Consider the following 25095-nt stretch of genomic DNA (forward strand, 5'->3'; position numbering starts at 1 on the left):
GTGGCGCCGGTCATAGACAGTGCCCGAAAGATCGGCATTGGGTGGACGCGACGGAAGGAGCGCCGCACCGTGAACCGGAGTTCGACGGCTGTCCCCGCGGCACCCGAGGAGACCGCCCGCCCCGCACTGGACGGCATCCCGGGACAAAGGGGACCCGGACCGGCCGCTTCAGGCAGGCGGGCGTCCGAGCCCGACGGCCTCGGTACGGCACGGGAGGCCCCGACCCACCCCGCGTCCTCCTGGCGCAGGCTGCGCCCCTGGCGGCTGCTCCCGACCCCCACCGGTACGCCCTTCACCTTCGGTTACGCCGTCGTGCTGACCCTGACGTCGCTCCTCGCCCAGTACGCCGACCCCGGCCTCGTCTCGTCCCTGCACCAGGGGTCGAGCACGGACGTCGCGCACCTCACGCAGACGCCGCTGCTCGTGCTCCTCGCGAGCGCACTGTGGATCGCGGGCGGCATCGCGTCGCCGTACGCGATCGGCTTCCTGCTCGTCCTGACCGGCCTGGAGCGCCGCGTCGGAGCGCTGCGCACCGCGGGGGTCTTCCTGCTCGGGCATGTCGTCGCCACCCTGGCGACCGAGGTCCCGGTCGGCTTCTCGGTCCTCGTGGGCCATCTGCCGGAAAGCTCCCTGCACCGGCTCGACTACGGCATCAGCTTCGGCGTCGCGGCGAGCATCGGCGCGCTGGCCGGCCTCTTCAGGCCGTGGCTGCGGTGGCTGGTGCTTGTCGCCTTCGGCGGGATGCTGGTGGACGACCTGGTGGCGTTCACGGACCCCCTGACGAACTGGGGCCACCTGATGGCCCTGCTGATCGGTGTGGCGACGTGGCCGATGGTGCGGCGGTGGCGCCACCGGGTTTGATGAGCAGCCTTGCCCAGGCCCGGTGCGGTACGCGTCTGCGGGTGCGTCTCGGTTGCGACCAGCCACGAGGCACCCGCAGAAGAACACCGCACCCCCCGAAGGAGCTCCCCGCCGCCGGAGCGAGAACCTCCGCTAAACGGCCACCGCCTCCACCACCGACGGGAACGCCCTGGTCGGCAGGATCCGCGTCAGTTCCAGGCCCGCCCCGGCGAGGAGTTCCGTGAACTCCGATGCCGTCCGCTCCTGGCCGTCCACGATCGCCGCCATCGCCACGTCGAGCACCTTGCCGAGGTGCGGATCGTTCCCCGTGGGCAGCACCGAGTCGACGATCAGGACGCGTGCGCCCGGCGCCATCGCGGCGCGGCAGTTGCGCAGGATGCGCAGGCAGGCGTCGTCCGGCCAGTCGTGCAGGACGTGTTTGAGTACGTAGATGTCGCCGCCCTCCGGGACCCCGGCGAAGAAGTCGCCGCTCTCCGCCCGCCAGCGGCCCTTCAGCTCGTCGTCGCCCAGGACGTGACGGCTCACGGCCGGCGCCTGGTCGAGGAGGACACCCGTCAGCGCGGGGTGCCGGCGCAGGATGGTCCGCAGGAGACCGCCGCGCCCGCCGCCCACGTCCACCACGGTGCCGCGCTCCGGGAACGGGTACGTCTCGGCGACCACCTCGTCGACCGGCGCCGAGAGTGCCCGCATGCCGTCGTCGAACAGTTCCCGCAGGCCGGGATCGGTCGCCAGGTGCGCGAAGAACGGCTGCCCGAAGATCCGCTCGAAGGACGGACCCGCCTTGCGCACCGTCTCCTCCAGGCCCGCCGACGTCCGCTGGAACGTCTCGTCGGTCAGCATCAGCACCAGTGCGTGCTGGGAGTACGGGGCGTCCGTGCGCAGCGCGTCCGCGACCGGCGTCAGATGGAACGCGCCCGCCTCGTCCTCGCGGAAGATGCCGCGGGTGGCGAGGTAGCGCAGGACGCGGCGTAAGTGCCCCGCGTCGGTGTCGGTCAGGAGTGCCAGGTCCTGCGGGGTGCGCGGCGCGGACGCCAGGTGGTCGGCTATCCGGCAGCTCGCCGCCGTGCGCAGCGCCGCCGAGAAGAGGTGTCCCAGGGCGTGCTCGGTCAGCAGGCCTGCGAAGTCGGTGTCCAAGTCGGCCTCGTGCTCGCCCGTGACGTTCTCCGGTGTCTCCACGTGGGTCCCTTCCGAAGGGATCGAAGTGACGGTCTGAACGATCGAAGTTCCTACGGTCCCAGCGATCGCTGACAGCGAACAGACCCCCGGGAACAATCAAGGACTCACGAGCATTGAGTCGGTAAAGCTCAACTTGAATGCCGAAGGGGAGATCATGGCTTCGACGTCCACACCGCTCACTCTGCCCGTGCTGCCGCTCGACGACGAGGTTGTCCTGCCCGGCATGGTCGTTCCGTTCGACCTGTCCGACACCGATGTACGAGCCGCGGTGGAGGCCGCCCAGGCGGCGGCCCGCTCCAGTGGCAGTGGAAGCAAGCCGCAGGTCCTTCTTGTTCCGCGGATCGACGGGACGTACGCGGCGACCGGTGTCCTCGGCACCGTCGAGCAGGTCGGGCGGCTCTCCGACGGCGACCCCGGCGCGCTGATCCGCGGCCGCGGCCGGGTGCGCATCGGCGCCGGGACGACCGGGCCGGGTGCGGCGCTCTGGGTGGAGGGGCTCAACGTCGACGAGAGCGTGCCGGAGCCGCTTCCTGGTGCCGTCGCCGAGCTGGTCAAGGAGTACAAGGCACTCGCCACCAGCTGGCTGAAGAAGCGCGGGGCCTGGCAGGTCGTGGACCGCGTCCAGCAGATCGAGGACGTCTCCGCCCTCGCGGACAACTCCGGATACTCGCCCTTCCTCTCCACCGCGCAGAAGATCGAGCTCCTGGAGACCGACGACCCGACGGCCCGTCTGAAGCTCGCCACCGAGCAGCTGCGGGAGCACCTCGCCGAGCAGGACGTCGCCGAGTCCATCGCCAAGGACGTACAGGAAGGCGTCGACAAGCAGCAGCGCGAGTTCCTGCTGCGGCGCCAGCTGGACGCCGTACGCAAGGAGCTGCGCGAGCTCAACGGCGACAGCTTGGACTCGGCTGAGGAGTCCGACGACTACCGCACCCGCGTCGAGGCCGCGGATCTGCCCGGACACGTCCGCGAGGCGGCCCTCAAGGAAGTCGACAAGCTGGAGCGGTCCAGCGACCAGTCGCCCGAGGGATCCTGGATCAGGACCTGGCTCGACACCGTCCTCGAACTCCCCTGGAACGAGCGGACCGAGGACGAGTACGACATCAAGGGCGCCCAGAACGTCCTGGACGCCGAGCACGCGGGCCTGCAGGACGTGAAGGAGCGCATCACCGAGTACCTCGCGGTGCGCAAGCGACGCTCCGACCGCGGCCTCGGCGTCGTCGGCGGCCGTCGCGGCGGCGCCGTGCTCGCCCTCGTCGGCCCGCCCGGCGTCGGCAAGACCTCGCTCGGCGAGTCCGTCGCGCACGCCATGGGCCGCAAGTTCGTGCGGGTCGCGCTCGGCGGCGTACGCGATGAAGCGGAGATCCGCGGACACCGACGTACGTACGTGGGGGCGCTGCCCGGACGGATCGTGCGGGCCATCAAGGAGGCCGGGTCCATGAACCCGGTCGTGCTGCTCGACGAGATCGACAAGGTCGGCTCCGACTTCCGGGGCGACCCGGCCGCCGCCCTCCTCGAAGTCCTCGACCCGGCGCAGAACCACACCTTCCGGGACCACTACCTGGAGGTGGAGCTCGACCTGAGCGACGTCGTCTTCCTCGCCACGGCCAACGTCCTGGAAGCCATCCCGGAGGCCCTGCTCGACCGCATGGAGCTGGTCAGGCTCGACGGGTACACCGAGGACGAGAAGGTCGTCATCGCCCGCGACCACCTGCTCCCGCGCCAGCTGGAGCGGGCGGGTCTGGAGAAGGAGGAAGCCGCCCTCGACGAGAGCGCGCTGCGCAAGCTCGCCGGTGAGTACACGCGCGAGGCGGGCGTACGCAACCTGGAGCGGTCCATCGCGCGGCTGCTCCGCAAGGTCGCGGCGCAGCACGAACTGGGCGACAGGGAGCTGCCGTTCACCGTCACCGATGAGGACCTGCGGGCCCTGATCGGGCGGCCGCACCATGTGCCCGAGTCCGCGCAGGACCCGGCCGAGCGGCGCACCGCGGTGCCGGGTGTCGCGACCGGGCTCGCGGTCACCGGAGCGGGCGGTGACGTGCTCTTCGTGGAGGCGTCGCTCGCCGATCCGGAGACCGGGGCATCGGGGCTCACGCTCACCGGTCAGCTCGGCGACGTCATGAAGGAGTCGGCACAGATCGCGCTCTCCTTCCTGCGCTCGCACGGTGCCGAACTGGAGCTGCCCGTCGGCGACTTGAAGGAGCGGGGCGTGCACGTCCACTTCCCGGCGGGCGCGGTGCCCAAGGACGGGCCGAGCGCGGGCGTCACGCTGACGACCGCACTCGCCTCGCTGCTCAGCGGGCGCCTGGTCCGTACGGACGTGGCCATGACCGGCGAGGTCTCGCTGACCGGCCGGGTGCTTCCGATCGGCGGCGTCAAGCAGAAGCTGCTCGCCGCGCACCGCGCCGGGATCACCACGGTGATCATCCCGAAGCGGAACGAGGCGGACCTCGACGACGTCCCGGCCGAGATCCTGGAGAAGCTGGACGTCCGACCCGTGACGGACGTCCGCCAGGTGCTCGAACTGGCCCTGACCGAGGCCGAGGTGAGGGTTCCGGCCGCCGCGTGACGGAGGAGGCCGGATGAGGAAAGGCCCGGGGCCCCGCGAGGGGTCCCGGGCCCGCTCACGTCCTGAGCGCTCAGCCGTTGGCGAGCGCCACCACCCTGTCGAGGGCGCCGTTGAACTTGTTGTGGTCCCCGACCGTCGGGCCCGTCGACGTGTACTGCCACATCGTGTAGAAGCCCCAGCCGGCCGGGAGTTCACCCGGCGCGCTGTCGTAACGGGCGATCCACAGCGGGTTGTTGACGGCGAAGCCGCCGTAGTTGCCGGTGCACTGCTTCCACCAGCTGGTGGCCGTGTAGATCACCGCGTGCCGCCCCGTGCGGGCCTTGTACTGGTTCAGGAAGTCCCGGATCCAGGTGACCATCGCGGTCTGGGACTTGCCGAAGCAGGCCGCCCCATACGGATTCCACTCGATGTCGAGCGCGCCCGGCAGCGTCTTGCCGTCGCGCGACCAGCCGCCGCCGTTGTCCACGAAGTAGTTGGCCTGGGTGGCGCCGCTCGTGGTGTCGGGCGTCGCGAAGTGGTAGGCGCCCCTGATCATGCCCACGTTGTACGAACCGTTGTACTGCTGGGCGAAGTAGGGGTTCTTGTAGTACGTGCCTTCCGTGGCCTTGACGTAGGCCCACTTCACGCCGCTGTTCCAGAGGGTCGACCAGGCGACGTTGCCTTGGTGACTGCTGACGTCGACGCCTTCGGTCTGTACGGCGTCGCCACTGGGCGGCAGGCTGCCCTGACCGTCGTGTTCGATGACGCCCTGGCCCATGCGGGCGGAGCCGCGGGGCGGGACGTCATCGCCGCCGGCGGCCTGTGCGGCGCCGGGCAGGGTGATGAGGAGGGAGAGGGCGGAGAGGACTGAGAGCAGGATTCCGGCCGCTGACCAGCGTGAGCGGCGGGGCGTTCCGGGTCTGTGCACGGGCATGTGCGTGCCTCCGAAGGCCTCGGTTGAGCTCTATGGAGCTCGTGGGGGGACCTGTCGACATGTCATGGTGTGAACATGTCATCAACGACGCTACGCACGTAGACCCGTGGCTGGGAAGGGGGCCTGGACGCTGCCGTTGGTCTACTCCTGCGGCGGTGTCCGCGGCGGTGTCCGCGGCACGGCGCGGCGCGGCCGTACGAAATACTGGCCGAGCTGCGGCAATGGGCGGGCGCGCTCGCCGGTCCCGCCGTGGCGGCCGCCGTGCGGGGCGGAGACCTTCACGATCCGGAAAGAAGCGGGCCATGAGTGCTGACGTGCACGAGAGCGGTGTCGACCAGGAGTTCCTCTCCTTGGAGCGGGAGTTGACCCTGCTCCTTCGCCGGGCGCGCGCCTCGTCCGGTGAGATGGCCCGCCAGGTCCATCCGGACCTGGAGCCCGCGGCGTACGGGCTTCTCGTCTGCCTCGACGACTCCGGTCCGCAGCGCGCCACGGATCTCGCCGCCTACATCGGCGTGGGCAAGGCGACGATGAGCCGCCAGCTGCGGGCCCTGGAGGAGCTGGGCCTGGTGGCACGGGAGCCGGATCCCGCGGATGGGCGGGCGTGGCTTGTTCACCTCACCGAGGAGGGCGGCGCCCGGTTCCGTACGGTGCGTGCGGGGCGGCGGGAGCGGTATGTGCGGCAGCTCGCGGGGTGGGACCGGGCGGAGGTCGCCGAGCTCGCCCGGCTGTTGCGTCAGCTCAACGCTTCCGCTGAGGGGTAGCGGGATTCGGCGGGGGAGCTTCGGGCTCTGTGGGGTGCGCTCTCTCCTGCGGATACGTCGTGGCTTGTCGCGCCCGCGCGGCGGAGCCGCATATCGATACGGCCCGCGCCCCTGACGGGGCGCCCCCCGCGCCCCTGTCTCAGAATTCCGCGTACACCGCCGCCGCGTCGTCGTGGCTCTTTCCCCGGGGGAACGCCTTGCCCTGCGGGTCCGCACGCTCCAGTTCCCTGACCCGGTCCACCAGCCGCTGCGGGCCCTCCTTGCGGAGCAGGTCGAAGCACTCCTGCCAGCTGCCCTCGCGGAACGTCTCGACCCAGCGGCCCACGCCGTCCGTCAGGGCCGCCACCGCCGTCACCTCTGCCCGTGGCCAGGTGCCGGTGACCGCCCGTGCCGCCGCCGCCGGGTCGGCCGCCGCCGTGAAGAAGCCGCCCTCCGCGTTGCGCAGGGCCTCGACCGCGGCGCCGTACTCGCGGCCCGCGGCCTCCCGTTCGGCCGAGCCGTGCGGCAGTGCGCGGACCGCGTCGCGCATCTCGCGGATCGCCGGCGGCAGCTGGGCGAGGCGCTCGTCGAGGACCGCCGTGACCCGGCCGTCGGGGGCCGCTGCCAGGAGCGCGGAGTCGGAGAGGACCAGGTGCTCGACCCGCTCGTCGTCCCAACGCACCAGAACCACCGTGGCCTGAGGCGTGCGCGGGTGAGAAAGGTCACAGGTTTGACGATGTGTGCCCGCGGTGCGCTCGATCGCCGCCGCGAGGATCTCAACGAGCGTCATATCCCGCCGTGAAACGGACAGTTCGCCCAGCGCGCCGCCGAGTCGCGCCGTGAACCAGGGGACGGAATGCAGGCAGCCGTCGTCTCCGGCGGGCGGAGTCACCCCGTCGAGGAGGACGAGTGAACCGCCTTGTCCGGATGCGGGAAGCATGACCGCGGCATAGTCCTCATTGGGGCGGGTGGGGTCGCCGGGCTCGGTGGTGAGTTCGCTGCGCATTCAGCCAGTCTGCACGAGGCCTTCACAAGGTCACCAACGGGTCGCACATGGCCGTGGATTGGCCCGGACCAGCAGGTCAAGCGCCGGATTTCAGTCGGAATGATCGCCTCCGGCGGTGTGTGGCCGCGCATCCTGCCAAAGCCTGCGGGCGACGTCCAACCGGCGCACCGTGGCCGGGTCTTTTGCTTCAACTCGGGACTTGCTCGCCAACTCCCCGCCGATGTTCACTCCTTCGGGTGGCCAGGCAGGCGATGCGCGACCGCCACTCATCGGCACTGAAAGGGTCAGGAGCCGTACCGGGGGCGCGGGCGTTGACGGATCGTCACCCGGCCCATGGGCAGACGAAAAACAAGAATGCGAGCACCGGTGCAGAAGATGCGGCCTCGGCGCAAAGGCAAGCAGACGGCCTCTGACGGGGCCACGCCGGGCGCGACCACCCCTACGGAGCAGGCGCGCGAGCGCTCGCCCGAGCCCACGGCGGGAGAGCCCGCGGCGAGCGAGCCCACCCCCGGTGCGACGGTTCCTGACGGCGCGAAGGCCGCCGACGGGAGCGCCGCGCAACCCCCCGTGCAGCCTGCGCAGCCCGTGAAACCCGCGCAGTCCGGGACGCCCGCGAAGCCCGTCAACTCCAAGCCCACCGCCCGCGTACGCAATCGGCTCATCGTCGCCGTCGCCGTCGTGGCCGCCGCCATCGCCGGGGCCGGAGCGCCGGCCATCGTGGCCGCCTCCGGGCAACTGAGCGACGCCCAGGAGCTGGTGACCCTCGCGGAGCGCACCCAGCAGGCCGTCTCGCTGAGCCACTCCCTCGCCGACGAGCGCGACGAGATCACCTCGTACGTCGCCGCGGGCCGCCCGAAGGGGGGCAAGGGGCTCTCCGAGAGCCGCAGCGCCCGCGTCGACCGCCAGATCGACGAGTTGCGCTCGGCGGACGCCCCCGCCGGTCTGCGCCGCGACCTCGCCGACATCGCCGCCGTACGCAGAGCGGCGCTCACCGGCAAGAGCAGTGCTCTCGAAGCGCACACGGCGTACTCGGACGTCATCACCGAACTGCACGCCCTGACCCGCGAACTCGCCGAGCAGACACCGCCCCGCGCGGGCTCCGGCGCCTACGCGCTCGCCGACCTCGACCACGCCGTGGAGCAGGCCGCCGGCGCCCGCGGCCTGCTCCTCGCCGCCCTCGCCGTCCCCCGCACCACGGAGACGAACACCACCGTCGACCCGGTCACCGGCCTGCCCACCACGGTGGTCGACGAGTCCTCCGCCGGCGTCAAGACCCGCAACGCGCTGACCGCCGCCGCCCAGCGCGCCGACGTCCGCGAGCAGGCCGCCATCGCGGACTTCCGCGACACGGCCGCGGAAGGCGCCCGCGCGACCTACGACTCGACGGTCACGGGCAGCGAGGTCACGACGGCCGAGAAGTACCTCTCCCGGCTCACCGACCAGCCCACGCTCTCCACCGCCGAGCTCCGCTACGACACCAGGAAGATCGACGCCGCGCTCTCCGCCCGCATCGAGATGATGCGCGGCGCCGAGTCCTCGCTCACCGTCAAGCGCACCAAGGGCCTCGCCCAGCTGCGCGACGACGACGTCACGGCCCTGGAGATCCGGTTCGCGCTCATCGGCGTCACGCTGCTCGTCGCCGTCGGCGTCACCATGGCGATGGCCCGCACGCTGACCCGCCCGCTCGCCGTCCTGCGCCTGGGCTCCGCCCGTCTCGCCACCGAGCCCGCGCCGCAGGAACCCATCCGCTTCACCGGCCGCGACGACGAGTTCGCCCAGGTCGTACGGTCCGTCAACGCGCTGCACGGCCACGCGGCCGCCCTCACCGAGCGGCTGACCACCCTCGAAGCGGACCGCAAGCACCTCATCGGGCAGCGCACGTCCATGGCCGACGAGCGCGCGAAGCTCCGCGCCGAACTGGCCGAGGCCTCCGCCCACCTGGAGCGGGTGCGGCAGTCCATCCACGGCACGTTCGTGAACCTCGCCCTGCGCACCCTCGGCCTGGTCGAGCGCCAGCTCGCCGTCATCGAGAACCTCGAGGACCGCGAGCAGGACCCCGACCGCCTCGCCACGCTCTTCAAGCTCGACCACTTCGCCACGGTCATGCGCCGCCACAGCGAGAACCTCCTGGTCCTCGCCGGTGCCGAGCACGGCCACCAGCACCCGGGCCCGGTCCCGCTCGTCGACGTCGTACGCGCCGCCGTCTCCGAGATCGAGCGGTACGAGCGGGTGCGCATCGCCACGCTGCCGCCGCACGCGCATGTCGCGGGCTTCGCCGCGGACGACATCAGCCACCTGGTCGCCGAGCTGCTCGAGAACGCGACGTCGTTCTCGCCGCCGGACGCCTCCGTCGAGGTCTCCGGATGGCTCCTGGAGAGCGGCGAGGTCATGCTCTCCGTGCAGGACGAGGGCATAGGGGTCACCCCGGACCGGATGACGGAGCTCAACTCCCGTCTCACGGACTTCCGTCCCGACGACGCGTACGACCAGGAGAGCGGGGACGGGCTCGGGCTCGGTCTGTACGTCGTGGCGCGGCTCGCCGCGCGGCACGGGGCGCGGGTTCGCTTGCGCGAGCAGAAGCAGGGTGGTGTCGCCGCTGTTGTCGTGCTGCCCAAGTCGATCCTCGCGGCGGCGCCGGCTGTCGCCGCGCCGCCGGTGGGGGTTCCCGTCGCCGGGGCGGCGCCCGCGGTCCATCTCCCGGGCTCGGAGGCCGAAGCCAACTCCAATGTGCTGCCGGGGCGTTCTTCCTCTGCTGCCGATCCGCTGATCGCCGCCGCGGAGGTGGCTGTTCAGGAGGCCGAGACCACTCTGGAGCTTGCCCCTCCGGTGGTGGAGGAGCCGGATCCTGAGCCGGACCCCGAGCCGGACCCCGAGCCGGACCCCGAGCCCGAGCCGGACCCCGAGCCGGACCCCGAGCCCGAGCCGGAGCCCGAGCCGGACCCCGAGCCCGAGCCGGAGCCGGAACAAGCGGAAGCCCCCGCCCCCGCCGGACCCAAGTGGGAGCGCGTCACCGACAAGGGACTCCCCAAGCGCACGCCCAAGATCACCGCGCCCGAGCCCACCGTGCCCAAGGCGCGCAGCGGCTCCGTCGACGCCGAAGCCCTGCGCAAGCGTCTCGGCGGCTTCCACCAGGGAGCGATCAGCGGCCGTCGCGACGTGGAGGCCGAGCTGAACGAACGCGCCGAGCCGAACGAACGTAGCGAACAGTCCGAAAACGTGGGGGATTCAGTCGAGGAGGCAAGTAGTTGACTGCGCCCATGCGCTCGCCCAGTTCGTCCTCCGGTGGCACCGCCGCCGGGTTCGGCCTGAGCAGCGAAGCCCGCAACCTGCACTGGCTGCTGACGAATCTCGTCGAGGAGGTGCAAGGCCTGCTCTCGGTCGCGGTGGTCTCCTCCGACGGGCTGCTCCTCCTCTCCTCCGACCCCGCGCGGAACAACGAGGCGGCGGTGGACAACAGTTCGGGCCCCAAGGGGTCGAGCGCCGACCTCGCCACGATCGTCTCCGGAGTCGGTTCGCTCTGTATCGGCGCCGCCAAGCTGATGGACGCCGGCGGGGTCAAACAGACCGTCGTCGCGATGGAGGAGGGCAGCCTCTTCGTCATGTCGATCAGCGACGGCTCGCTGCTCGGCGTGCACGCGACCCCGGACTGCGACATGAGCGTCGTCGCCTACCACATGGCGCTCTTCGTCGGCCGTGCCGGGCATGTCCTCACCCCCGAACTCCGCAGTGAGCTGCGCCAGTCGATGGAGAGCGTCCGATGAGCAGTAAGCCCGGCAAGTTGCCCCAGCGGGGCGCCGAACGCAAACCCGCCCGAGTACGCCCGTACTCGCTCACCGGCGGCCGTACCCGCTTCGGCCACGTCCTGCTGGTCGAGACGTTCGTCGCGGCCCTCGAAGCCCCCGAGGAGCGCCGCGAACTGCCGCAGGGCAACCTCTCCACCCGCGTCATGCCGGAGCTGCGGGCCATCGTCGAGATCTGCCGCCGTATGCGTACGGTCGCGGAGATCGCCGCGCTCCTGAAGATGCCGCTGGGCGTGGTCCGCGTACTGCTCAGCGACCTCGCAGACCAGGGAAAGATCCGCGTGTACGGAACGGGCCACGGCCCGGGACAGCCGGACCGCGCACTGCTGGAAAGGGTGCTCAGTGGCCTCCGCCGTCTCTGACCTCCGTCACCCGGGCCCGGACCCGGACGAGAACCTCCAAGCCTGGCAGACGGACCGCACCCGTGCCCCGATCGCGACGAAGATCGTGGTGGCGGGCGGCTTCGGCGTCGGCAAGACGACCCTGGTCACCGCGGTCTCCGAGATCACGCCCCTCCAGACGGAGGCGCTGATGACGCGGGCGAGCGAGGACACCGACGACCTCACGTCGACCCCGGACAAGACCACGACCACGGTCGCCATGGACTTCGGCCGGATCACGCTCGACGACGACCTGGTGCTCTACCTCTTCGGTACGCCGGGGCAGCAGCGCTTCTGGTTCATGTGGGACGACCTGGTGCGCGGCGCGATCGGCGCGGTGGTCCTCGCCGACACCCGCCGTCTGCCCGACTGCTTCCCGGCGCTCGACTACTTCGAGAGCTGCGGGCTCCCGTACATAGTGGCCGTCAACCACTTCGACGGCACGGAGGAGTTCGAGCCCGCGGACGTCCGTGAGGCGCTGACGATCCCGCCGCACATACCGGTGCTGGTCATGGACGCGAGGCAGCGGATCTCGGTGATCGAGTCGCTCCTCGCGCTGGTCGGCCACGCCCTTGAGGCAAGCCCCGAATAACCCCCCTCAACTCTTCTTTTTCTGTTTTTAGTCAGTACGTAGGAGACGCAGCCGTATGCGGAAGATACTCGTCGTCGGAGCCGGTCAGGCCGGGCTCCAGATCGCCCTCGGACTCCAGTCGCAGGGGTACGAGGTCACCCTGATGTCCAACCGCACGGCGGACGAGGTCCGGTCCGGCCGGGTCATGTCCACGCAGTGCATGTTCCACACCGCGCTGCAGCATGAGCGCGACATACAGGCCAACTTCTGGGAGTCCCAGGCCCCGAAGATCGAGGGCCTCGGCGTCTCGGTCGCCGGTCCTGACTCCTCCCGGGTCATCGACTGGGTCGGCAAGCTGGACGGGTACGCCCAGTCCGTCGACCAGCGCGTGAAGATGGCGGGCTGGATGGAGACGTTCGCGCAGCGCGGCGGCCAGCTGGTCATCCACGGCGCGGCGGTCTCGGACCTCGACTACTTCTCGCGCACGTACGACCTGGTCCTGGTCTCGGCGGGCAAGGGCGAACTGGTCTCGATGTTCGAGCGCGACGCCTCCCGCTCTCCGTACGACGCCCCGCAGCGGGCCCTCGCGGTCGCGTACGTCCACGGGGTGGGCCCGCGCCCCGAGCACCCCGAGTTCGACGCGGTGCGCTGCAACCTGGTGCCGGGCGTCGGCGAACTCTTCGTCATGCCGACGCTGACGACCTCCGGGCGCGCGGACATCCTCTTCTGGGAGGGCGTCCCGGGCGGCCCGCTGGACGTCTTCCAGGGCGTCAAGGACCCCTCCGAGCACCTGGCGCTGACCCTCGAACTCCTCGAGAAGTTCACGCCGTGGGAGTACGCGCGGGCGACGAAGGTCGAACTGACGGACGCGGGCGGCACGTTGGCGGGCCGCTACGCCCCCACGGTCCGCAAGCCGATCGGCCGGCTGCCCGGCGGCGGCCTGGTCCTCGGCGTCGCCGACGTGGTCGTGGCCAACGACCCGATCACGGGCCAGGGTTCCAACTCGGCGTCCAAGTGCGCCGCTTCGTACCTCGCCTCGATCATCGAGAACGGCGAGAAGGAGTTCGACGAGGCGTGGATGCAGTCGACGTTCGACCGCTACTGGGAGACGGCGCAGCACGTCACCAAGTGGACGAACGCGATGCTTTCCCCGCCGCCGGAGCACGTCCTGAACCTGATCGGCGCGGCAGGCCAGTTGCAGCCGGCCGCGGACCGCTTCGCCAACGGCTTCAACGACCCGGCGGACTTCGAGAACTTCTTCTACGAGCCCGAGAAGACGGGGGCCTACCTCGCCTCGCTGACGGGGGAGTAGCCCGTGTCGTCCCCCGCCGTGGCGCCCTTCGGCAGCTTCGGCGGGGTGTAGTCCCGCATCGCCTTCGAGCCGGGGTCCGGGCGGACCGCGCCCAGGACGGGGTTCGAGGCGATGGGGGAGACCTTCACCTTTGAACCCGGGCGCGGGGCCTGGACGATCATGCCGTCGCCCAGGTACATGGCGACATGCGTCGCTTTGGGGAAGTAGACGATCAGGTCGCCGGGGCGGAGTTCCCGAAGCGGGACGTGCGGGAGTTCCGCCCACTGCTCCTGCGACGTACGCGGGATCTCCTTGCCTGCCGCCGCCCATGCCTCTGACGTCAGTCCCGAGCAGTCGTACGTCTCGGGGCCCTCCGCGCCCCACTCGTACGGTTTGCCGATCTGGCGGACCGCGTAGTCGAGCGCCGAGTTCCCCTTCCGCGATGGCGTTGCCGCCGAAGGGCCGCTCAAGGCTCCGGACTCCAGGAACTTGCGCTGGGCCTCGGCCGTCCCCGACTCCTCCGCCTTTGCCAGCTCCGCCAGCTGCTCGGGGCTCAGCGAGGCGAGGAGTTCCTCCACCTCCTTGAGCTGGGCCTGGACCGTGTCCCTGGCCTTCTTCTGGCGTGCGGCCAGGGCGACTTGGGTCGCAAGGGCGCGCTGCGCCGTCGCCGCGAGGCCCGCCGCCTTCTTCTCGCCCCCGGCCAGCCGCCGCACCGCCGCCGCCCGTTCCGCCGCGACCCGGCCGATCACATGGCCCTGGTCCAGCGCCTGCTGCGGATTGCGGGCGAGGAGGAGGCGTACGTAGGGGGAGAACTGCGAGGTGCCTGTGCCCTGGTACTGCTGCCGGGCGAAGCGTCCCGCGTCGCCCCTGCTGTCGTGCACCGACGTCCGTGCCTTGGTCAGGTCGCGGTTGAGGCGGGTGACCTCGGTGCGCTGTTCCTTGAGCTTCTCCTCGGTCGCGTTGTACTTCTCCGTGGCCTCCTCCGCCTTCTGGTAGAGGTCCTGAAGGTCCGTCAGGAGTTCGGAGACGGGGCGCTCGCCCGTGTCGTCCGGACCCGGGGCGGCGTGCGCCGGGGGTGTCGCGGTCAGTAGTGCCCCGACCGCCGTTCCCGTACAGACCCACCGCAGCAGCCTGCCTGACATGCCATCACCTCCGGTGCGGTGACGGCTCGTCCGCCCCGCACCGCGAGCATCGACCTGTCCGGTGGGGTCCGCCTCCGGGCGGTGGGCGGGTTGGCGCAATGGGGTCACTCGTCCAGGGAGCCGCGGCGCGGCGCCCTTGCTCGCCCGCTCCGAGCTATTCCTCGGGCTTGCGCTCCGGCTTCGACCACGGCCACTTCAGACCCGACCCGGCCGTGTCGCCCTCGGGGTCGTACTCGTACTTCCAGCCGGGATGCAGCCCGAGCCGCTTCCCCGCGGCCTTGGCGACCCGCCGGTACACGAGCACGGTCGGCTCGCCGCCCGCCTCGTCCGGGACCGGGACGCGGTACACCTTGGGCGGGTGGCCGGTGGGGCCGAGCAGGATGGGCAGGACGCGGCCGTCCAGGGGGCCACCGACGAAGGTGGTGTCTTCGCTCTTCACCCGGCCAGTGTCACAGCAGGTGCGCCGCGTCGCTCACCACGGGCAGCACGCGCCGCGCGAGCGACCCGGCGGGGCCCTCGGCGGTCTCCAGGGCGAGCGCGCTCCGCACCGCCTCCGCGGTCTGCGGGTCACGGCCCGCCGCGGCCACGAGCACCGCCATGAACTGTTCCACGAGCCAGTCCCGCAGCTCGTCCAGCGGCGGCTGCTTCTCCTCGTCGAGCCAGATCAGCGACGCCGCCTCGACCGAGGTGATCCACATCCGTACGGTCATCCGCAGGCGCGGACCGGAGGCTCCCACGACCTCCAGGTGGGCGAGTATGTGCTCGGCGGCCGCCCTGCGCACCCCGTCCACGATGGCCGTCGTACGCGAGGTCTCCACGACGCTGCCGCCCTGGAGCAGCGCGCTGAACCCCGCGTCGTGCTGGTCGACGAAGGCGAGGTAGCGGTCGAGCGCGTTGCCCAGGCGCCGGGTGAGGGGGCCGTCCGGCGGCTCGGCGAAGCACTGCTCGAGCTCGTCGGCCGCGGAGCGCAGCACCGCTTCGTACAACTGCTGCTTGCCGCCCGGGAAGTAGCGGTAGACGAGCGGCCGGGACACCCCGGCCGCCTCCGCCACGTCGTCGAGGGAGACCTCGTCGGGCGCGTGCACGGCGAAGAGGGAGAGGGCGGCCTCGAGCAGCTGCCGCCGCCGCTCCTCGACGCTGAGGCGCCGGTACGCGCGGGTGGGAGCAGGCGAGGTCATGCCCCGCAGCGTATCCGCCCTTTCGAACAAGCGCCCCGGAACAGCGTCAGGCAAGCCGACTCAGGCAAGCAGCCCCGAGCTCTTCCACAGCCGACGCCCCGCACCCCGCAGCACCCCGATGTCGTCCAGGAAGTCGGTCAGGCGCTTGGCCCCCGTCTGCATGACCTCGCGGCGGTGGCCGCTCGCCTTCACCTGGGCCATGGCCTCGCGCTTGTCCAGGCCGACGTTCGTATAGACCTCGGGGTTGATGAAGGCCACGGAGAAGATCCGGGCGAACTCGCCCGAGGTGAGGCGGGTGAACTCCTGGGACCAGCGAGGGGCGGTCACCATCTGGCGGCGCAGCTCCTCGCGGGCGTACCGCACATGGCGGGCCTCCTCCACGACGTGGATCCGTGTGACACCGCGGACGAGGGTCTGGACGCGCTCGTCCGGGAACGTGAGGCGCTGCATCCAGTCCAGGATCTCCTCGCCGAGCAGCGTCGCCGTGAACGATCCCGGCGTCGTCGAGATCGTCTTGAAGAGCCGCCCGAGGTTCCGGTGCACGGTGCTGACCGGGTAGTACGGGGTGTCGCCGCGGCTGATGAGGCGCGCGAACATCTTCGAGTGCCGGCACTCGTCCTCGATCTCCGTGAGGGCGTAGCGGACGTGCGCGCTCGTGGCCGGCTTGTCGTAGATGTGGCGTACGAGGAGCTGCATCAGGATCAGTTCGAACCAGATGCCCAGCGAGGCGAGCGCCGCCGCCTCGTGCTGGGAGAGCGCGATGCGCTGCTCCTCGCTCATCCGCCGCCATATCGGGGTGTCGTACAAGGACACCAGCTCCGGCGGCCAGAACCACTTGCCCTCCTCGAAGGGCGCCGCCCAGTCCAGTTCCTTGTCGGGGTCGAAGGAGTGCTTGGCGGAGGATTCGAGCAGCCGCTCGGCCACCTGCTCCCGGTCCTTGAGCAGACCCAGCGCGTCCCGCAGTCCTTCGAGTGCCGCGTCCTCCGTCATGGTCGTCATGCCTGTGTCCCTGTCTCGTCGTCGTCTCGCGTCACAGTTACCGGCGGTCACGTCTTATGAGACTGCCTGTCAGCAAGCCCGTCAATCCCTTGCGCACGACTTGTTGACCCGGCGTCAGCGGCCGTGTGAGCCTGCAAAGCGGGGACGAGTGCAAGGCGCCACGAGGTTTGTCCAAGGCCATCCCTAGGAGTCGTCAGTGTCCACGTACGAGCTGTACACGCATCCCCCAGGCGACACCGTCTGGCAGATACCGGCGAACGGCGCGGCCCGCTTCAGCTGGGAGTACGACGAAGGCCGCGAGCGTCTCCTCGCCCTCTACCAGAAGGGCAAGGACAAGCAGTGGGACGGCGCCAAGCGCATCGCCTGGGACCTGGAGGTCGACCCGCTCGACCCGCTCGGCACCCCCGACGAGTCGATGTCGCTGTACGGCACCCGGCACTGGGACAAGATGACCGAGCGCGACCGGGGCGAGCTGCGCAAGCACTACGCCTCCTGGCAGTTCAGCCAGTTCCTGCACGGCGAACAGGGCGCGATGGTGTGCGCGGCCCGCATCGTGGAGTCCGTCCCCGACCTGGACGCGAAGTTCTACTCCGCGACCCAGACCATGGACGAGGCGCGGCACGCGGAGATCTACGGCCGCTTCCTGCACGAGAAGATCGGGATGCTCTATCCCATCAACGACAACCTCAAGGCGCTCCTCGGCGACACCCTGCGCGACTCCCGCTGGGACATGCCCTACCTCGGCATGCAGGTCCTCATCGAGGGCCTCGCGCTCGCCGCGTTCGGCATGATCCGCGACACCACGGACAAGCCCCTGCCGAAGCAGATCCTGGCGTACGTGATGCAGGACGAGGCCCGGCACGTCGCCTTCGGGCGGATGGCCCTGCGCGACTACTACAAGCAGCTCACCGACGCCGAACGCCGCGAGCGCGAGGACTTCGTCATCGAGGGCTGCTACTTGATGCGGGACCGGCTGCGCGGAGTCGAGGTCCTGGAGAACTTCGGCATCCCCAAGGCGGAGGCCGAGGAATGCAGCGAGAACTCCGAATTCCTCGCCCTCTTCCGGCAGTTGCTGTTCAGCCGCATCGTGCCCTGCGTCAAGGACATCGGCCTGTGGGGCAAGCGCCTGCAGGAGGCGTATGTCGACATGGGCGTCTTCGAGATGGGCAACGCCAACCTCGACCAGCTGATGGCGCAGGACGAGGAGATCGCGGAGAAGCTCGACGCGGAACGCTTCGCGGCCGAGGAGGGCGAGCGGGTGGCGGAGGTGGCGGACGCGATCGCGTCCGGTGAGGCGGGCTAACCCCCGAGGACCGCCTCCATCACGGCCTTCGCGATCGGCGCCGCGCTGCCGCCCCCGCTGATGTCCCCACGGTCCGCCGCCGCGTCCTCCACCACCACCGCGACCGCCACCGAGGGCTCCGCCCGGTCCTGCTTCTGGGCCCAGGAGATGAACCAGGCGTACGGCGTACCGGAGTTGTCGATCCCGTGCTGGGCCGTGCCCGTCTTGCCGCCGACCGTCGCGTCGGGGATCGCCGCGTTCGTGCCGGTGCCCTCCTCGACGACGTCGGTCATCAGCTCCCGCAGCTGCATCGCCGTTGCGGGGTTCATCGCCCGGTGGAGGGTCTCGGTGCCGTGGGTGTCCACCACGTCGCCGTCGTCGGTGGTCGTCCGGTCCACCAGATAGGGGGACTCGACCGAGCCGCCGTTGGCCACCGCCGCCGAGACCATCGCCATCTGCAGCGGCGTGGCCCGCGTGTCGTACTGGCCGATGGCGGAGAGCGCGAGCTGCGCCTGGTCCATGGACGTGTCGAAGTTGCTGGCGGCGACGGAGGAGGGGATCTTCAGGCCGGTGTCGTTGAAGCCGAAGTTCCGCGCCGTGCCCACCATGTCGGCCAGGCCCGTGTCCGCCCCCAGCTTGGCGAAGACGGTGTTGCAGGACCACGCGAAGGCGTACCGCAGGGTCGCGTTCGTGCAGCCCTCGACCTCGTTCGTCAGCTCCGTGGTGGTGCCGGGCAGCGTGTAGGGGCTGGGGGACTTGGTGGCGGCGTCCAGGTCCGTGACCGTGCCCGCGTCCAGGGCCGCCGCTGCCGTCACCACCTTGAACGTCGAACCGGGCGGATACGTCTGGCGGATCGCGCGGTTCAGCATCGGCTTGTCGGCGCTGCTGTTCAGCGCCGCCCAGGACTTCGCCACCGACGAGGTGGTGCCGGAGAGCCGCTCGGGATCGTACGAAGGAGTGCTGACCAGGGCGAGGATCTTCCCGGTGGACGGCTCGATCGCGGCGACCGCGCCCTTCTTCCCGCCGAGTCCGGCGTACGCGGCCTGCTGCGCGGCGGCCCTGATCGTCGTCTGCACCTTGCCGCCGGGGTTCTGGTCGCGGCTGATGTCGTTCCAGAAGGGGAGCGGGGCGAGCATCGGGTCGGTGCCGGAGAGGATGTCGTCCTCGGCGTTCTCCAGGAACGTCGTGCCGTAGACCTGCGAGGCGAAGCCGGTCACCGGCGCGTACAACGGGCCGTTCCTGTACGTCCGTTCATAGCGCAGCTGCTCCCCGGTGTCCTTGGAGCCGGTGACCGTGCGGCCGTCGACCATGATGTCGCCGCGCGGCTGGCCGAACCGGGTGATGGCCTGGCGGCGGTTGGCGGGGTTCTCGTCCAGGGAGTCGGACTGCACGATCTGGACCCGCGTCGCGTTCACGAGCAGGGCGATGAGCAGCAGCGCGCAGAACGCGGCGGCATGGCGGATGTACCGGGTCACGAGGGCTCCTGGGGGAGGGGCTGGCTGCGTGCCGAGTCGCTGACCCGGATGAGCAGCGCCACGATGATCCAGTTGGTGACGACCGACGAGCCGCCCTGCGCGAGGAAGGGCATCGCCATGCCGGTGAGCGGGATGAGGCCGGTCACGCCGCCCGCGATCACGAACACCTGGAGCGCGATGATCGAGGCGAGCCCCACCGCGAGCAGCCGCCCGAAGGCGTCCCGCAGGGCGAGCCCGGCCCGGAAGCCGCGCTCCACCAGAAGGGCGTAGAGCAGGAAGATCGCGGTGAGTCCCGTGAGGCCGAGCTCCTCGCCCGCCGTCGCCAGGATGAAGTCGGACTTCGCGGCGAAGCCGATGAGGATGGAGTGCCCGTCCCCGAGCCCGGTGCCGAGCATCCCGCCGGCCGCGAACGCGAAGAGGGACTGGGAGAGTTGGTTCGGCCCCTCGCCCGCGTCGATGGAGGCGAAGGGGTGCAGCCAGTCCTCGACGCGGCTGTGCACGTGGGGTTCGAGCGAGCCGACCGCGAACGCGCCGACCCCCGCGAGCAGCAGGCCGACCGCGATCCAGCCGGTGCGCCCGGTCGCCACGTACAGCAGGATCACGAAGAGCCCGAAGAAGAGCAGCGAGGTCCCGAGGTCCCGTTCGAGGACAAGCACCCCGACGCTGAGCAGCCAGATCGCGACGATCGGCCCGAGCACCCGGCCGGTCGGCAGCTGGAGCCGCTTCAGCTTCCAGACGGTACGGCCGGTGTAGGCAAGGGCGTTGCGGTTGGCGGCCAGATAGCTGGCGAAGAAGATCGCGAGCAGGATCTTCGCGAACTCGCCGGGCTGGATGGAGAATCCGCCGATCCTGATCCAGATCCGGGCGCCGTTCACGGCCGGGAAGAAGATCGGCACGATCATCAGGATCAGCGCCGTGACGACGGAGATGTACGCGTACCGCTGGAGCACGCGGTGGTCGCGCAGGAAGACGACGACGCCGATGAAGAGCGCTACGCCGACCGTGGACCAGACGAGTTGGGTGAGCGCCGCCTCGTCGCCCGGCGTCTCCAGGTCGAGCCGGTAGATGAGCACCAGGCCAAGGCCGTTGAGCAGCACGGCGATCGGAAGCAGCAGCGGATCGGCGTACGGCGCGCGCAGGCGCACCGCGAGATGGGCGAGGAGCGCGAGCACCCCGAGCCCGGCGCCGTAACCGGCGGCGCCGGGCGGGACGGTGCCGTTCTTGGCGAGCCCGACATCGCAGTAGCCGTAGACCGAAAGCAGGACGGCCACGACGATCAGGGCGAGTTCGGTGCCACGGCGCCGGGGGACGCGAACAGCGGGTACGGAGGGTGGTGCCGAGCCCACTGTTGTTCCGGTCATGCCCGGAACGTAGCAAGCGATAGGCCCCAATGTCCGTTTATGTCATCGTGCCCTTGCGATACGTCAGCACCAGCGGGGGGATGGCCCGATGTCCTTGATGTAGCGGGCGGAGCCCCAGGCCCAGGTGCCGTCGGTGAGCAGATACCAGCGGTTGTTGTGGTGCCCCTTGTCGCCGGTCGTCTTGCAGAAGATGTGCACGATCGCGCCGTACGGCTCGCTGCGGATCACCTCACTCCCACGCATGGGGGCGGTGCGGAGCAGCAGCCCCGACTTGGCCGTGACCCGGCCCTTGTAGAGGTGCGGGTGGTTGTTGTTGGCGCCGTCGGCCGCGACGGCGGGGCCGGTGACGGTGAGTGCGGCGAGCGCGCCGCCGGCCGCGAGTATGCCGAGCCGGGTGAGGGTGGCGGTGGGCCGAAGGGACATGGGGCCTCCTCTAGCGATGGGGTGGGACCAGAGCGACGCATAGGCCGCAATTCACACTAAAAGTGGCACGGTGCGCGCGCAAAAGGTCACGCGGCGTCAATCCGCCCGTCAGGCCGTCCCGTCGGCACCCTTGGCGCCGGTCGCGGCGGACTCCTCGTACGGCAGTGTCAGCGTCGCCACCGCACCGCCGTCCGCCGCGTTCGCGAAGGTGAGGCTCGCGCCGAGGACCGCCGCCTGCCCCAGGGCGATCGTCAGACCGAGCCCGTGCCCCTTGCTCGTGCCCTCCGTGCGGAACCGCTGCGGCCCGTGTTCCACCAGGTAGTCGGGGTAACCGTCGCCGTGATCGCGCACCGAGACGACCGGCCCGTCGACGGTCACGACGACGGGCTGCCGGCCGTACTTGCCGGCGTTGGACAGCAGGTTTCCGAGCACCCGCTCCAGGCGCCGACGGTCGGTCAGCACACAGACATCGCGTACGACGACGAGCTCGGCCCCGAGCCCGGAACCCCGCACGGCACGCTCGGCCAGTGGGGCGAGATGGTGGTCGTCCAGCTCGACCCGCTCGCTCTTCGCGTCGAGCCGGGAGATCTCCAGGAGGTCCTCGGTGAGGGTGCGAAGGGCGGCCACCCGGTCGCGCACCAGCTCGGTGGGCCGGCCGGGCGGCAGCAGCTCGGCCGCCGCGTGCAGACCGGTCAGCGGGGTGCGCAGCTCGTGCGCGACATCCGCGGTGAACCGCTGCTCGCTCTGCAGCTTGCCCTGCAGCGAGGACGCCATCGTGTCGAGGGCGCCGGCGACCGCCGCCACCTCGTCCTGATGCCGCTGCGGCTCCTGCGTCCGGGGATCGTGCACCCGGGCGTCCAGGTCGCCCGCGCTGATCCGGCGCGCCACCGTCGCGGTCTGGTGCAGGCGCCGCGTCACGCGCGTCACGGCGAACGCGCCGACCAGGAGCGTCGCCCCGATCGCGAGCACCGACGAGCCGAGGATCGCCCGGTCGAGCCCGTCGATGGTGCGGACGCCCTGGGCGTAGTCGACCTCGACGGCGATGGCACGGCCGCCGTTCGCGGGTCCCGCGGCCCACATGGTCGGCCGGGAGTCGAGCAGACCGACCATCGTCGCCCGCTCGCCGCCGACCGCGAGCTCACGCAGCCGCGCGGGCAGACCGGGCGGGTCGACGCCCGCGCCGGGTCCCATCCGGTCGCCCGCCTCGTACGCCTTGGTGACGTCCTCGAGCCGGGTGAGGGCGCGCTCGCGGGCCTGGCCCACGGTCTGGTTGGTCACCGAGACATGGACGAGCGCGCCGAGCAGCGCGGCGAGCGCGCAGCACATGACGGCGATGAAGAGCGCGGCCTTCCAGGTGAGGGTCGCCGTCCAGGCGGGAAGCCGCGGCCCGCGCGGCTGCGCGTGACTCATGCGCTGTCGCTCGGGGACGGCGTGGGGGCGGGATTCTGCGTCGGCGCTTCCGTCGGCTTGCTCGTCGGCTTCTGCATCGGCTTCTTGGGGCGCTTCGTCGACGGGGCGTTTGCGGACCGCACGATCTCGTCGCTCGTCGGCAGCATCGTCTTCTGGTGGGAGTCCCAGGACCAGACGGTGCGGTATTCGTACCCCGGCTGGCTGGAGACGGCACGGATGATCACGTCATGGCCGGCCAGCTCGACACCGAGCACCGCGTCGCCCGTCTCCATGATCTGGGTCAACTGCCGCTTCTCCAGGGCGTAGGCGCGGATGTCCAGATTCTCGTCGTGCCCCTTGACCAACCGGATGCCGACGATGAGGTCGTCCTTCCCGTCCCCGGTGAGATCGCGGTAGTAGGCCTTGAGCACGGGGCAGTCGTCGCTGCCGTGACCGCAGGTCCGGAGCTTGGCGAGGGTCTGCTTGTAGATGTCGTCGGAGCGGCTGTAGAGCCCCGGATTGGTGTCGAAGTCGGTCCGGGCGACGGTGACCGGATCGACCTTGCGCAGATCTCCGTCCGGTACGTCGACGCCCTTGACCGGCACGCTCTCTATGACGCCGTAGTCCTCGGCGGGCGCCGACGGGGGCGGCAGCTTCGGCCACAGGTGGGTGGGGCCGTCGGCGGTGGGCGTCGGTCCCGCGCTGCGCAGGTCGCCGGGGTCGCCGCAGCCGCCGGCCAGCAGGACGGCGGACAGGGTGAGGGCGGCGACGAGCGCGAGACGGCTCCGGTTCACTGCACTCCTGACTCCTGCTTGCCTGAGCTACGGTGCGAGATCGGCGTAGAGGATGATGTTGTCGGTGCGGTGACCGTCCTTGATGGGCCCGCCACACGTCAACAGTCGCAGCCCGGGCCGGTCGGTCGCCCGGTACACCTTATGGGTGGGGAAGTTCTCTTTGTCCACCTGCTGAATCCCCCGCACCTTGAATGTCGCGGTGCTGCCGTCGGCCCGCGGCGCCTCGATCGCGTCCTCCATTCTGACCTTGGCCACATCCTTCATCAGCGCGGGCCCGCGCCTTCCTGCGGTGGCGTGGGGACTCCTCCGACGTTAAATGTCAGCCATTGCGGCGATTCCGCGGCTATGTAACGGCGGCCCATAGATACGCGGAGATACGCGGGGTGCACCCCCACGTATTGCCCAAGGCGCGCCCGACTGCTCCCATGGTCAAGGGGTGATGGCATGACAGGACTGCGCGTCATACCGGCCTGGCGCCACGGCCAGGAAAGGCTGTACGTCCGCCTCGCGGACGGCGCGAACGTGGCCTGGTACGACAGGGACTCGGCCCGCGTGAACCTGCTGAGCGAGGACCGCAGGGATGACGTCCTGCGGGTCCTCGCCCCGTTCCTGACCGGCGGCTATTCGGTCGGCCCGCCACCCGTGCCGACCCCGTCCGAACTGGCCCGCCTCGCGCTCCACCCGGACGACGACCTCGCCCCGAACCGTCCGGGCGAGGCCCTCCTGATCGCCCTGGACCGCGACCCGGCGCCCGCCCGCAGGCTGCGCGCCGACCCGCGACGCCGGGCGCTCGCAGCCGAGCAGGCCGTCGGCGAGGTGCTTGACGGCCTCGAGGGCGCGGGCTGGCACACCCTGCACTCGGTCCCGCTGCCCGGCGGCGCCCGCATCCACCATCTGGTGATCGGCCCCGGCGGTCTCTTCGGCATCCGTACGCTCGCGGCCCGCAAGCAGCGGGTGCGGATCGCCGACCCGCTGGTCACGGTCGGCCGCGGGGACCCGCTGCCGGTCCTGCGGGAGCTGCGCGCCGACGTGGACCGGGCGTCCTTCGCGCTGACGGCCGAGATCCGCCCGGTGCTCGCCGTCTCCGGTGCGGCGGACCTCGCCCTGGCCGAGCCGCCGCGCGGGGTGCGGATCGTGCGCGACGAGGAGATCTCCTCGCTCGCGGGCACCGGCGGCGTACTGAAACCGGCCGATGTGGCGGCGCTGCACGCGATGGCACGCGACCGCCACACCTGGCTGCGGGTCTAACGCCTCACAGGTTGTCCCCCCAACCGCCCTGGATCATGGTCTGGAACGCCCAGGCGCCGCCCCGCCTCACCAGGATGTCGGCGTACCGCAGCTGCTGCGTCTCGCCGTTCGCGGTCATGACCGAGTCGGTGAAGACCACGGCCATGGCGGGGGAGAGGAAGACGGGCGTGCGCGTGGACTCGAAGGTGATGTCCTCGCTCCCGTCGCCCATCACCTGCGTCATGGTCGCCACGAACTGTTCCCGGTCCCACTGCGCGGAGCGCCCGTCGCCCGCGGAGTCGTCGCTGACCAGGTTGAGCGGGAAGACGGCCAGATCGGCCATGCGCTCCACATCGCGCTTGGCGCTGTGCGCGTCGTACTCGGCGAACCAGGCGGTCAGGCTCGCACGGTCCTCGTCGGTCGGGACGTATCCGGTCGCGGGAAGAAGGGTCACGCGTTCTCCTCATCAAGTAATCAAGCTTGACTACGCACGAAGGAAGATATGCTCGACGCGCTCG

Annotated in this window: 24 protein-coding genes and 1 pseudogene; 10 read left to right on the top strand and 15 right to left on the bottom strand. The window is 70.8% G+C overall.

The genetic code is table 11. From position 1 onward, the window contains the following. The first annotated feature begins 69 nt into the window (after positions 1–69). Complete coding sequence (locus E2651_RS08620) at positions 70–861, top strand: rhomboid-like protein (RefSeq protein ID WP_245238681.1); 792 nt, start codon at positions 70–72, stop codon at positions 859–861. Between the two features lie 132 nt (positions 862–993). On the opposite strand, the gene E2651_RS08625 is transcribed toward E2651_RS08620, so the two are convergent. Next, the gene (locus tag E2651_RS08625; RefSeq protein ID WP_245238683.1) at positions 994–2037 is read right to left on the bottom strand and encodes a methyltransferase; all 1044 of its coding nucleotides are present in this window, start codon (positions 2035–2037) and stop codon (positions 994–996) included. 154 nt (positions 2038–2191) lie between these two features. On the opposite strand from E2651_RS08625, the gene lon reads away from it, so the two are divergent. Continuing rightward, entirely contained in the window at positions 2192–4606 is a 2415-nt protein-coding gene (lon, locus tag E2651_RS08630) for an endopeptidase La (RefSeq protein WP_135330437.1), read from the top strand. A 70-nt stretch (positions 4607–4676) separates the two neighbouring features. On the opposite strand, the gene E2651_RS08635 is transcribed toward lon, so the two are convergent. Next, the gene (locus E2651_RS08635) at positions 4677–5519 is read right to left on the bottom strand and encodes a lysozyme (protein ID WP_135330438.1); all 843 of its coding nucleotides are present in this window, start codon (positions 5517–5519) and stop codon (positions 4677–4679) included. A gap of 141 nt (positions 5520–5660) precedes the next feature. Next, positions 5661–5801 carry a hypothetical protein gene (locus E2651_RS43860; RefSeq protein WP_167828740.1) on the bottom strand — a complete coding sequence of 47 codons (141 nt, stop codon included), beginning with the start codon at positions 5799–5801 and terminating at the stop codon, positions 5661–5663. 20 nt (positions 5802–5821) lie between these two features. Between E2651_RS43860 and E2651_RS08640 the strand changes: the two genes are divergently transcribed. Then, positions 5822–6280 carry a MarR family transcriptional regulator gene (locus E2651_RS08640; RefSeq protein WP_135330439.1) on the top strand — a complete coding sequence of 153 codons (459 nt, stop codon included), beginning with the start codon at positions 5822–5824 and terminating at the stop codon, positions 6278–6280. 139 nt (positions 6281–6419) lie between these two features. Here the strand turns inward: E2651_RS08640 and E2651_RS08645 are convergent, their stop codons facing one another. Further along, on the bottom strand, positions 6420–7265 hold the full coding sequence (locus E2651_RS08645; protein ID WP_135330440.1) for a protein phosphatase 2C domain-containing protein: 846 nt from the start codon (positions 7263–7265) through the stop codon (positions 6420–6422). Positions 7266–7640: 375 nt separating this feature from the next. Between E2651_RS08645 and E2651_RS08650 the strand changes: the two genes are divergently transcribed. The 5 genes from E2651_RS08650 to E2651_RS08670 are packed head-to-tail and all read left to right on the top strand — an operon-like array spanning position 7641 to position 13328. Continuing rightward, a complete protein-coding gene (locus E2651_RS08650) occupies positions 7641–10514 on the top strand; it encodes a nitrate- and nitrite sensing domain-containing protein (RefSeq protein ID WP_135330467.1) in 2874 nt (957 codons plus the stop codon). Positions 10515–10522: 8 nt separating this feature from the next. Beyond that, positions 10523–11026: a roadblock/LC7 domain-containing protein gene (locus tag E2651_RS08655; RefSeq protein WP_135330441.1), complete on the top strand. Its 504-nt coding sequence runs from the start codon at positions 10523–10525 to the stop codon at positions 11024–11026. Beyond that, complete coding sequence (locus E2651_RS08660) at positions 11023–11427, top strand: DUF742 domain-containing protein (protein ID WP_135330442.1); 405 nt, start codon at positions 11023–11025, stop codon at positions 11425–11427. Before E2651_RS08655 ends, E2651_RS08660 begins: the two co-directional genes overlap by 4 nt. Beyond that, complete coding sequence (locus tag E2651_RS08665) at positions 11408–12037, top strand: ATP/GTP-binding protein (protein ID WP_135330443.1); 630 nt, start codon at positions 11408–11410, stop codon at positions 12035–12037. The genes E2651_RS08660 and E2651_RS08665 overlap by 20 nt, the downstream gene beginning before the upstream one ends. A 55-nt stretch (positions 12038–12092) precedes the next feature. Further along, positions 12093–13328: a styrene monooxygenase/indole monooxygenase family protein gene (locus E2651_RS08670; protein ID WP_135330444.1), complete on the top strand. Its 1236-nt coding sequence runs from the start codon at positions 12093–12095 to the stop codon at positions 13326–13328. Here the strand turns inward: E2651_RS08670 and E2651_RS08675 are convergent. From E2651_RS08675 to E2651_RS08690, 4 genes are all read right to left on the bottom strand, one after another. Further along, positions 13301–14449 carry a C40 family peptidase gene (locus E2651_RS08675; RefSeq protein WP_135330445.1) on the bottom strand — a complete coding sequence of 383 codons (1149 nt, stop codon included), beginning with the start codon at positions 14447–14449 and terminating at the stop codon, positions 13301–13303. The two genes, E2651_RS08670 and E2651_RS08675, sit on opposite strands and share 28 nt — an antisense overlap. A 154-nt stretch (positions 14450–14603) precedes the next feature. Next, positions 14604–14888 carry a hypothetical protein gene (locus E2651_RS08680; RefSeq protein ID WP_135330446.1) on the bottom strand — a complete coding sequence of 95 codons (285 nt, stop codon included), beginning with the start codon at positions 14886–14888 and terminating at the stop codon, positions 14604–14606. A gap of 10 nt (positions 14889–14898) precedes the next feature. After that, complete coding sequence (locus E2651_RS08685; RefSeq protein WP_135330447.1) at positions 14899–15627, bottom strand: TetR/AcrR family transcriptional regulator; 729 nt, start codon at positions 15625–15627, stop codon at positions 14899–14901. 60 nt (positions 15628–15687) lie between these two features. Continuing rightward, positions 15688–16626 carry a diiron oxygenase gene (locus E2651_RS08690; protein WP_135330448.1) on the bottom strand — a complete coding sequence of 313 codons (939 nt, stop codon included), beginning with the start codon at positions 16624–16626 and terminating at the stop codon, positions 15688–15690. A gap of 196 nt (positions 16627–16822) precedes the next feature. On the opposite strand from E2651_RS08690, the gene E2651_RS08695 reads away from it, so the two are divergent. Continuing rightward, positions 16823–17929, top strand: a complete 1107-nt coding sequence (locus E2651_RS08695; RefSeq protein ID WP_135330449.1) for a ferritin-like domain-containing protein — start codon at positions 16823–16825, stop codon at positions 17927–17929. Here E2651_RS08695 and E2651_RS08700 read toward each other — a convergent pair. The 6 genes and pseudogenes from E2651_RS08700 to E2651_RS08725 all read right to left on the bottom strand — a co-directional run. Next, a complete protein-coding gene (locus E2651_RS08700) occupies positions 17926–19383 on the bottom strand; it encodes a penicillin-binding transpeptidase domain-containing protein (RefSeq protein ID WP_135330450.1) in 1458 nt (485 codons plus the stop codon). The two genes, E2651_RS08695 and E2651_RS08700, sit on opposite strands and share 4 nt — an antisense overlap. Continuing rightward, on the bottom strand, positions 19380–20744 hold the full coding sequence (locus E2651_RS08705) for an FtsW/RodA/SpoVE family cell cycle protein (protein ID WP_135330451.1): 1365 nt from the start codon (positions 20742–20744) through the stop codon (positions 19380–19382). The genes E2651_RS08700 and E2651_RS08705 overlap by 4 nt, the downstream gene beginning before the upstream one ends. Before the next feature lie 63 nt (positions 20745–20807). After that, positions 20808–21167 (bottom strand): SH3 domain-containing protein, encoded by a 360-nt coding sequence (locus tag E2651_RS08710; RefSeq protein ID WP_135330452.1) that lies wholly within the window; start codon positions 21165–21167, stop codon positions 20808–20810. Positions 21168–21275: 108 nt separating this feature from the next. Continuing rightward, positions 21276–22577, bottom strand: a complete 1302-nt coding sequence (locus E2651_RS08715) for a HAMP domain-containing sensor histidine kinase (RefSeq protein ID WP_135330453.1) — start codon at positions 22575–22577, stop codon at positions 21276–21278. Next, positions 22574–23350 (bottom strand): hypothetical protein, encoded by a 777-nt coding sequence (locus tag E2651_RS08720; protein ID WP_135330454.1) that lies wholly within the window; start codon positions 23348–23350, stop codon positions 22574–22576. Before E2651_RS08720 ends, E2651_RS08715 begins: the two co-directional genes overlap by 4 nt. Positions 23351–23377: 27 nt before the next feature. Continuing rightward, positions 23378–23626: pseudogene (locus E2651_RS08725) on the bottom strand (sortase); the annotation flags it as partial. A gap of 168 nt (positions 23627–23794) precedes the next feature. On the opposite strand from E2651_RS08725, the gene E2651_RS08730 reads away from it, so the two are divergent. Then, positions 23795–24598, top strand: a complete 804-nt coding sequence (locus E2651_RS08730) for a nuclease-related domain-containing protein (RefSeq protein ID WP_135330455.1) — start codon at positions 23795–23797, stop codon at positions 24596–24598. A 4-nt stretch (positions 24599–24602) separates the two neighbouring features. Here E2651_RS08730 and E2651_RS08735 read toward each other — a convergent pair whose 3' ends face one another. Continuing rightward, positions 24603–25031 carry a DUF4440 domain-containing protein gene (locus E2651_RS08735; protein WP_135330456.1) on the bottom strand — a complete coding sequence of 143 codons (429 nt, stop codon included), beginning with the start codon at positions 25029–25031 and terminating at the stop codon, positions 24603–24605. Positions 25032–25095: the final 64 nt, after the last annotated feature.

It is taken from the genome of Streptomyces sp. MZ04 (assembly GCF_004684775.1).
Classification (GTDB): Bacteria; Actinomycetota; Actinomycetes; order Streptomycetales; family Streptomycetaceae; genus Streptomyces.

What these genes read in the sequence shown, in the direction of transcription:
- E2651_RS08690 (WP_135330448.1), bottom strand. Translation starts at nt 16,626, where the DNA reads ATGACGACCATGACGGAGGACGCGGCACTCGAAGGACTGCGGGACGCG.
- E2651_RS08730 (WP_135330455.1), top strand. Translation starts at nt 23,795, where the DNA reads ATGACAGGACTGCGCGTCATACCGGCCTGGCGCCACGGCCAGGAAAGG.
- E2651_RS08710 (WP_135330452.1), bottom strand. Translation starts at nt 21,167, where the DNA reads ATGTCCCTTCGGCCCACCGCCACCCTCACCCGGCTCGGCATACTCGCG.
- lon (WP_135330437.1), top strand. Translation starts at nt 2,192, where the DNA reads ATGGCTTCGACGTCCACACCGCTCACTCTGCCCGTGCTGCCGCTCGAC.
- E2651_RS08655 (WP_135330441.1), top strand. Translation starts at nt 10,523, where the DNA reads ATGCGCTCGCCCAGTTCGTCCTCCGGTGGCACCGCCGCCGGGTTCGGC.
- E2651_RS08715 (WP_135330453.1), bottom strand. Translation starts at nt 22,577, where the DNA reads ATGAGTCACGCGCAGCCGCGCGGGCCGCGGCTTCCCGCCTGGACGGCG.
- E2651_RS08705 (WP_135330451.1), bottom strand. Translation starts at nt 20,744, where the DNA reads ATGACCGGAACAACAGTGGGCTCGGCACCACCCTCCGTACCCGCTGTT.
- E2651_RS08645 (WP_135330440.1), bottom strand. Translation starts at nt 7,265, where the DNA reads ATGCGCAGCGAACTCACCACCGAGCCCGGCGACCCCACCCGCCCCAAT.
- E2651_RS08675 (WP_135330445.1), bottom strand. Translation starts at nt 14,449, where the DNA reads ATGTCAGGCAGGCTGCTGCGGTGGGTCTGTACGGGAACGGCGGTCGGG.
- E2651_RS08660 (WP_135330442.1), top strand. Translation starts at nt 11,023, where the DNA reads ATGAGCAGTAAGCCCGGCAAGTTGCCCCAGCGGGGCGCCGAACGCAAA.
- E2651_RS08650 (WP_135330467.1), top strand. Translation starts at nt 7,641, where the DNA reads ATGCGGCCTCGGCGCAAAGGCAAGCAGACGGCCTCTGACGGGGCCACG.
- E2651_RS08640 (WP_135330439.1), top strand. Translation starts at nt 5,822, where the DNA reads ATGAGTGCTGACGTGCACGAGAGCGGTGTCGACCAGGAGTTCCTCTCC.
- E2651_RS08685 (WP_135330447.1), bottom strand. Translation starts at nt 15,627, where the DNA reads ATGACCTCGCCTGCTCCCACCCGCGCGTACCGGCGCCTCAGCGTCGAG.
- E2651_RS08635 (WP_135330438.1), bottom strand. Translation starts at nt 5,519, where the DNA reads ATGCCCGTGCACAGACCCGGAACGCCCCGCCGCTCACGCTGGTCAGCG.
- E2651_RS08670 (WP_135330444.1), top strand. Translation starts at nt 12,093, where the DNA reads ATGCGGAAGATACTCGTCGTCGGAGCCGGTCAGGCCGGGCTCCAGATC.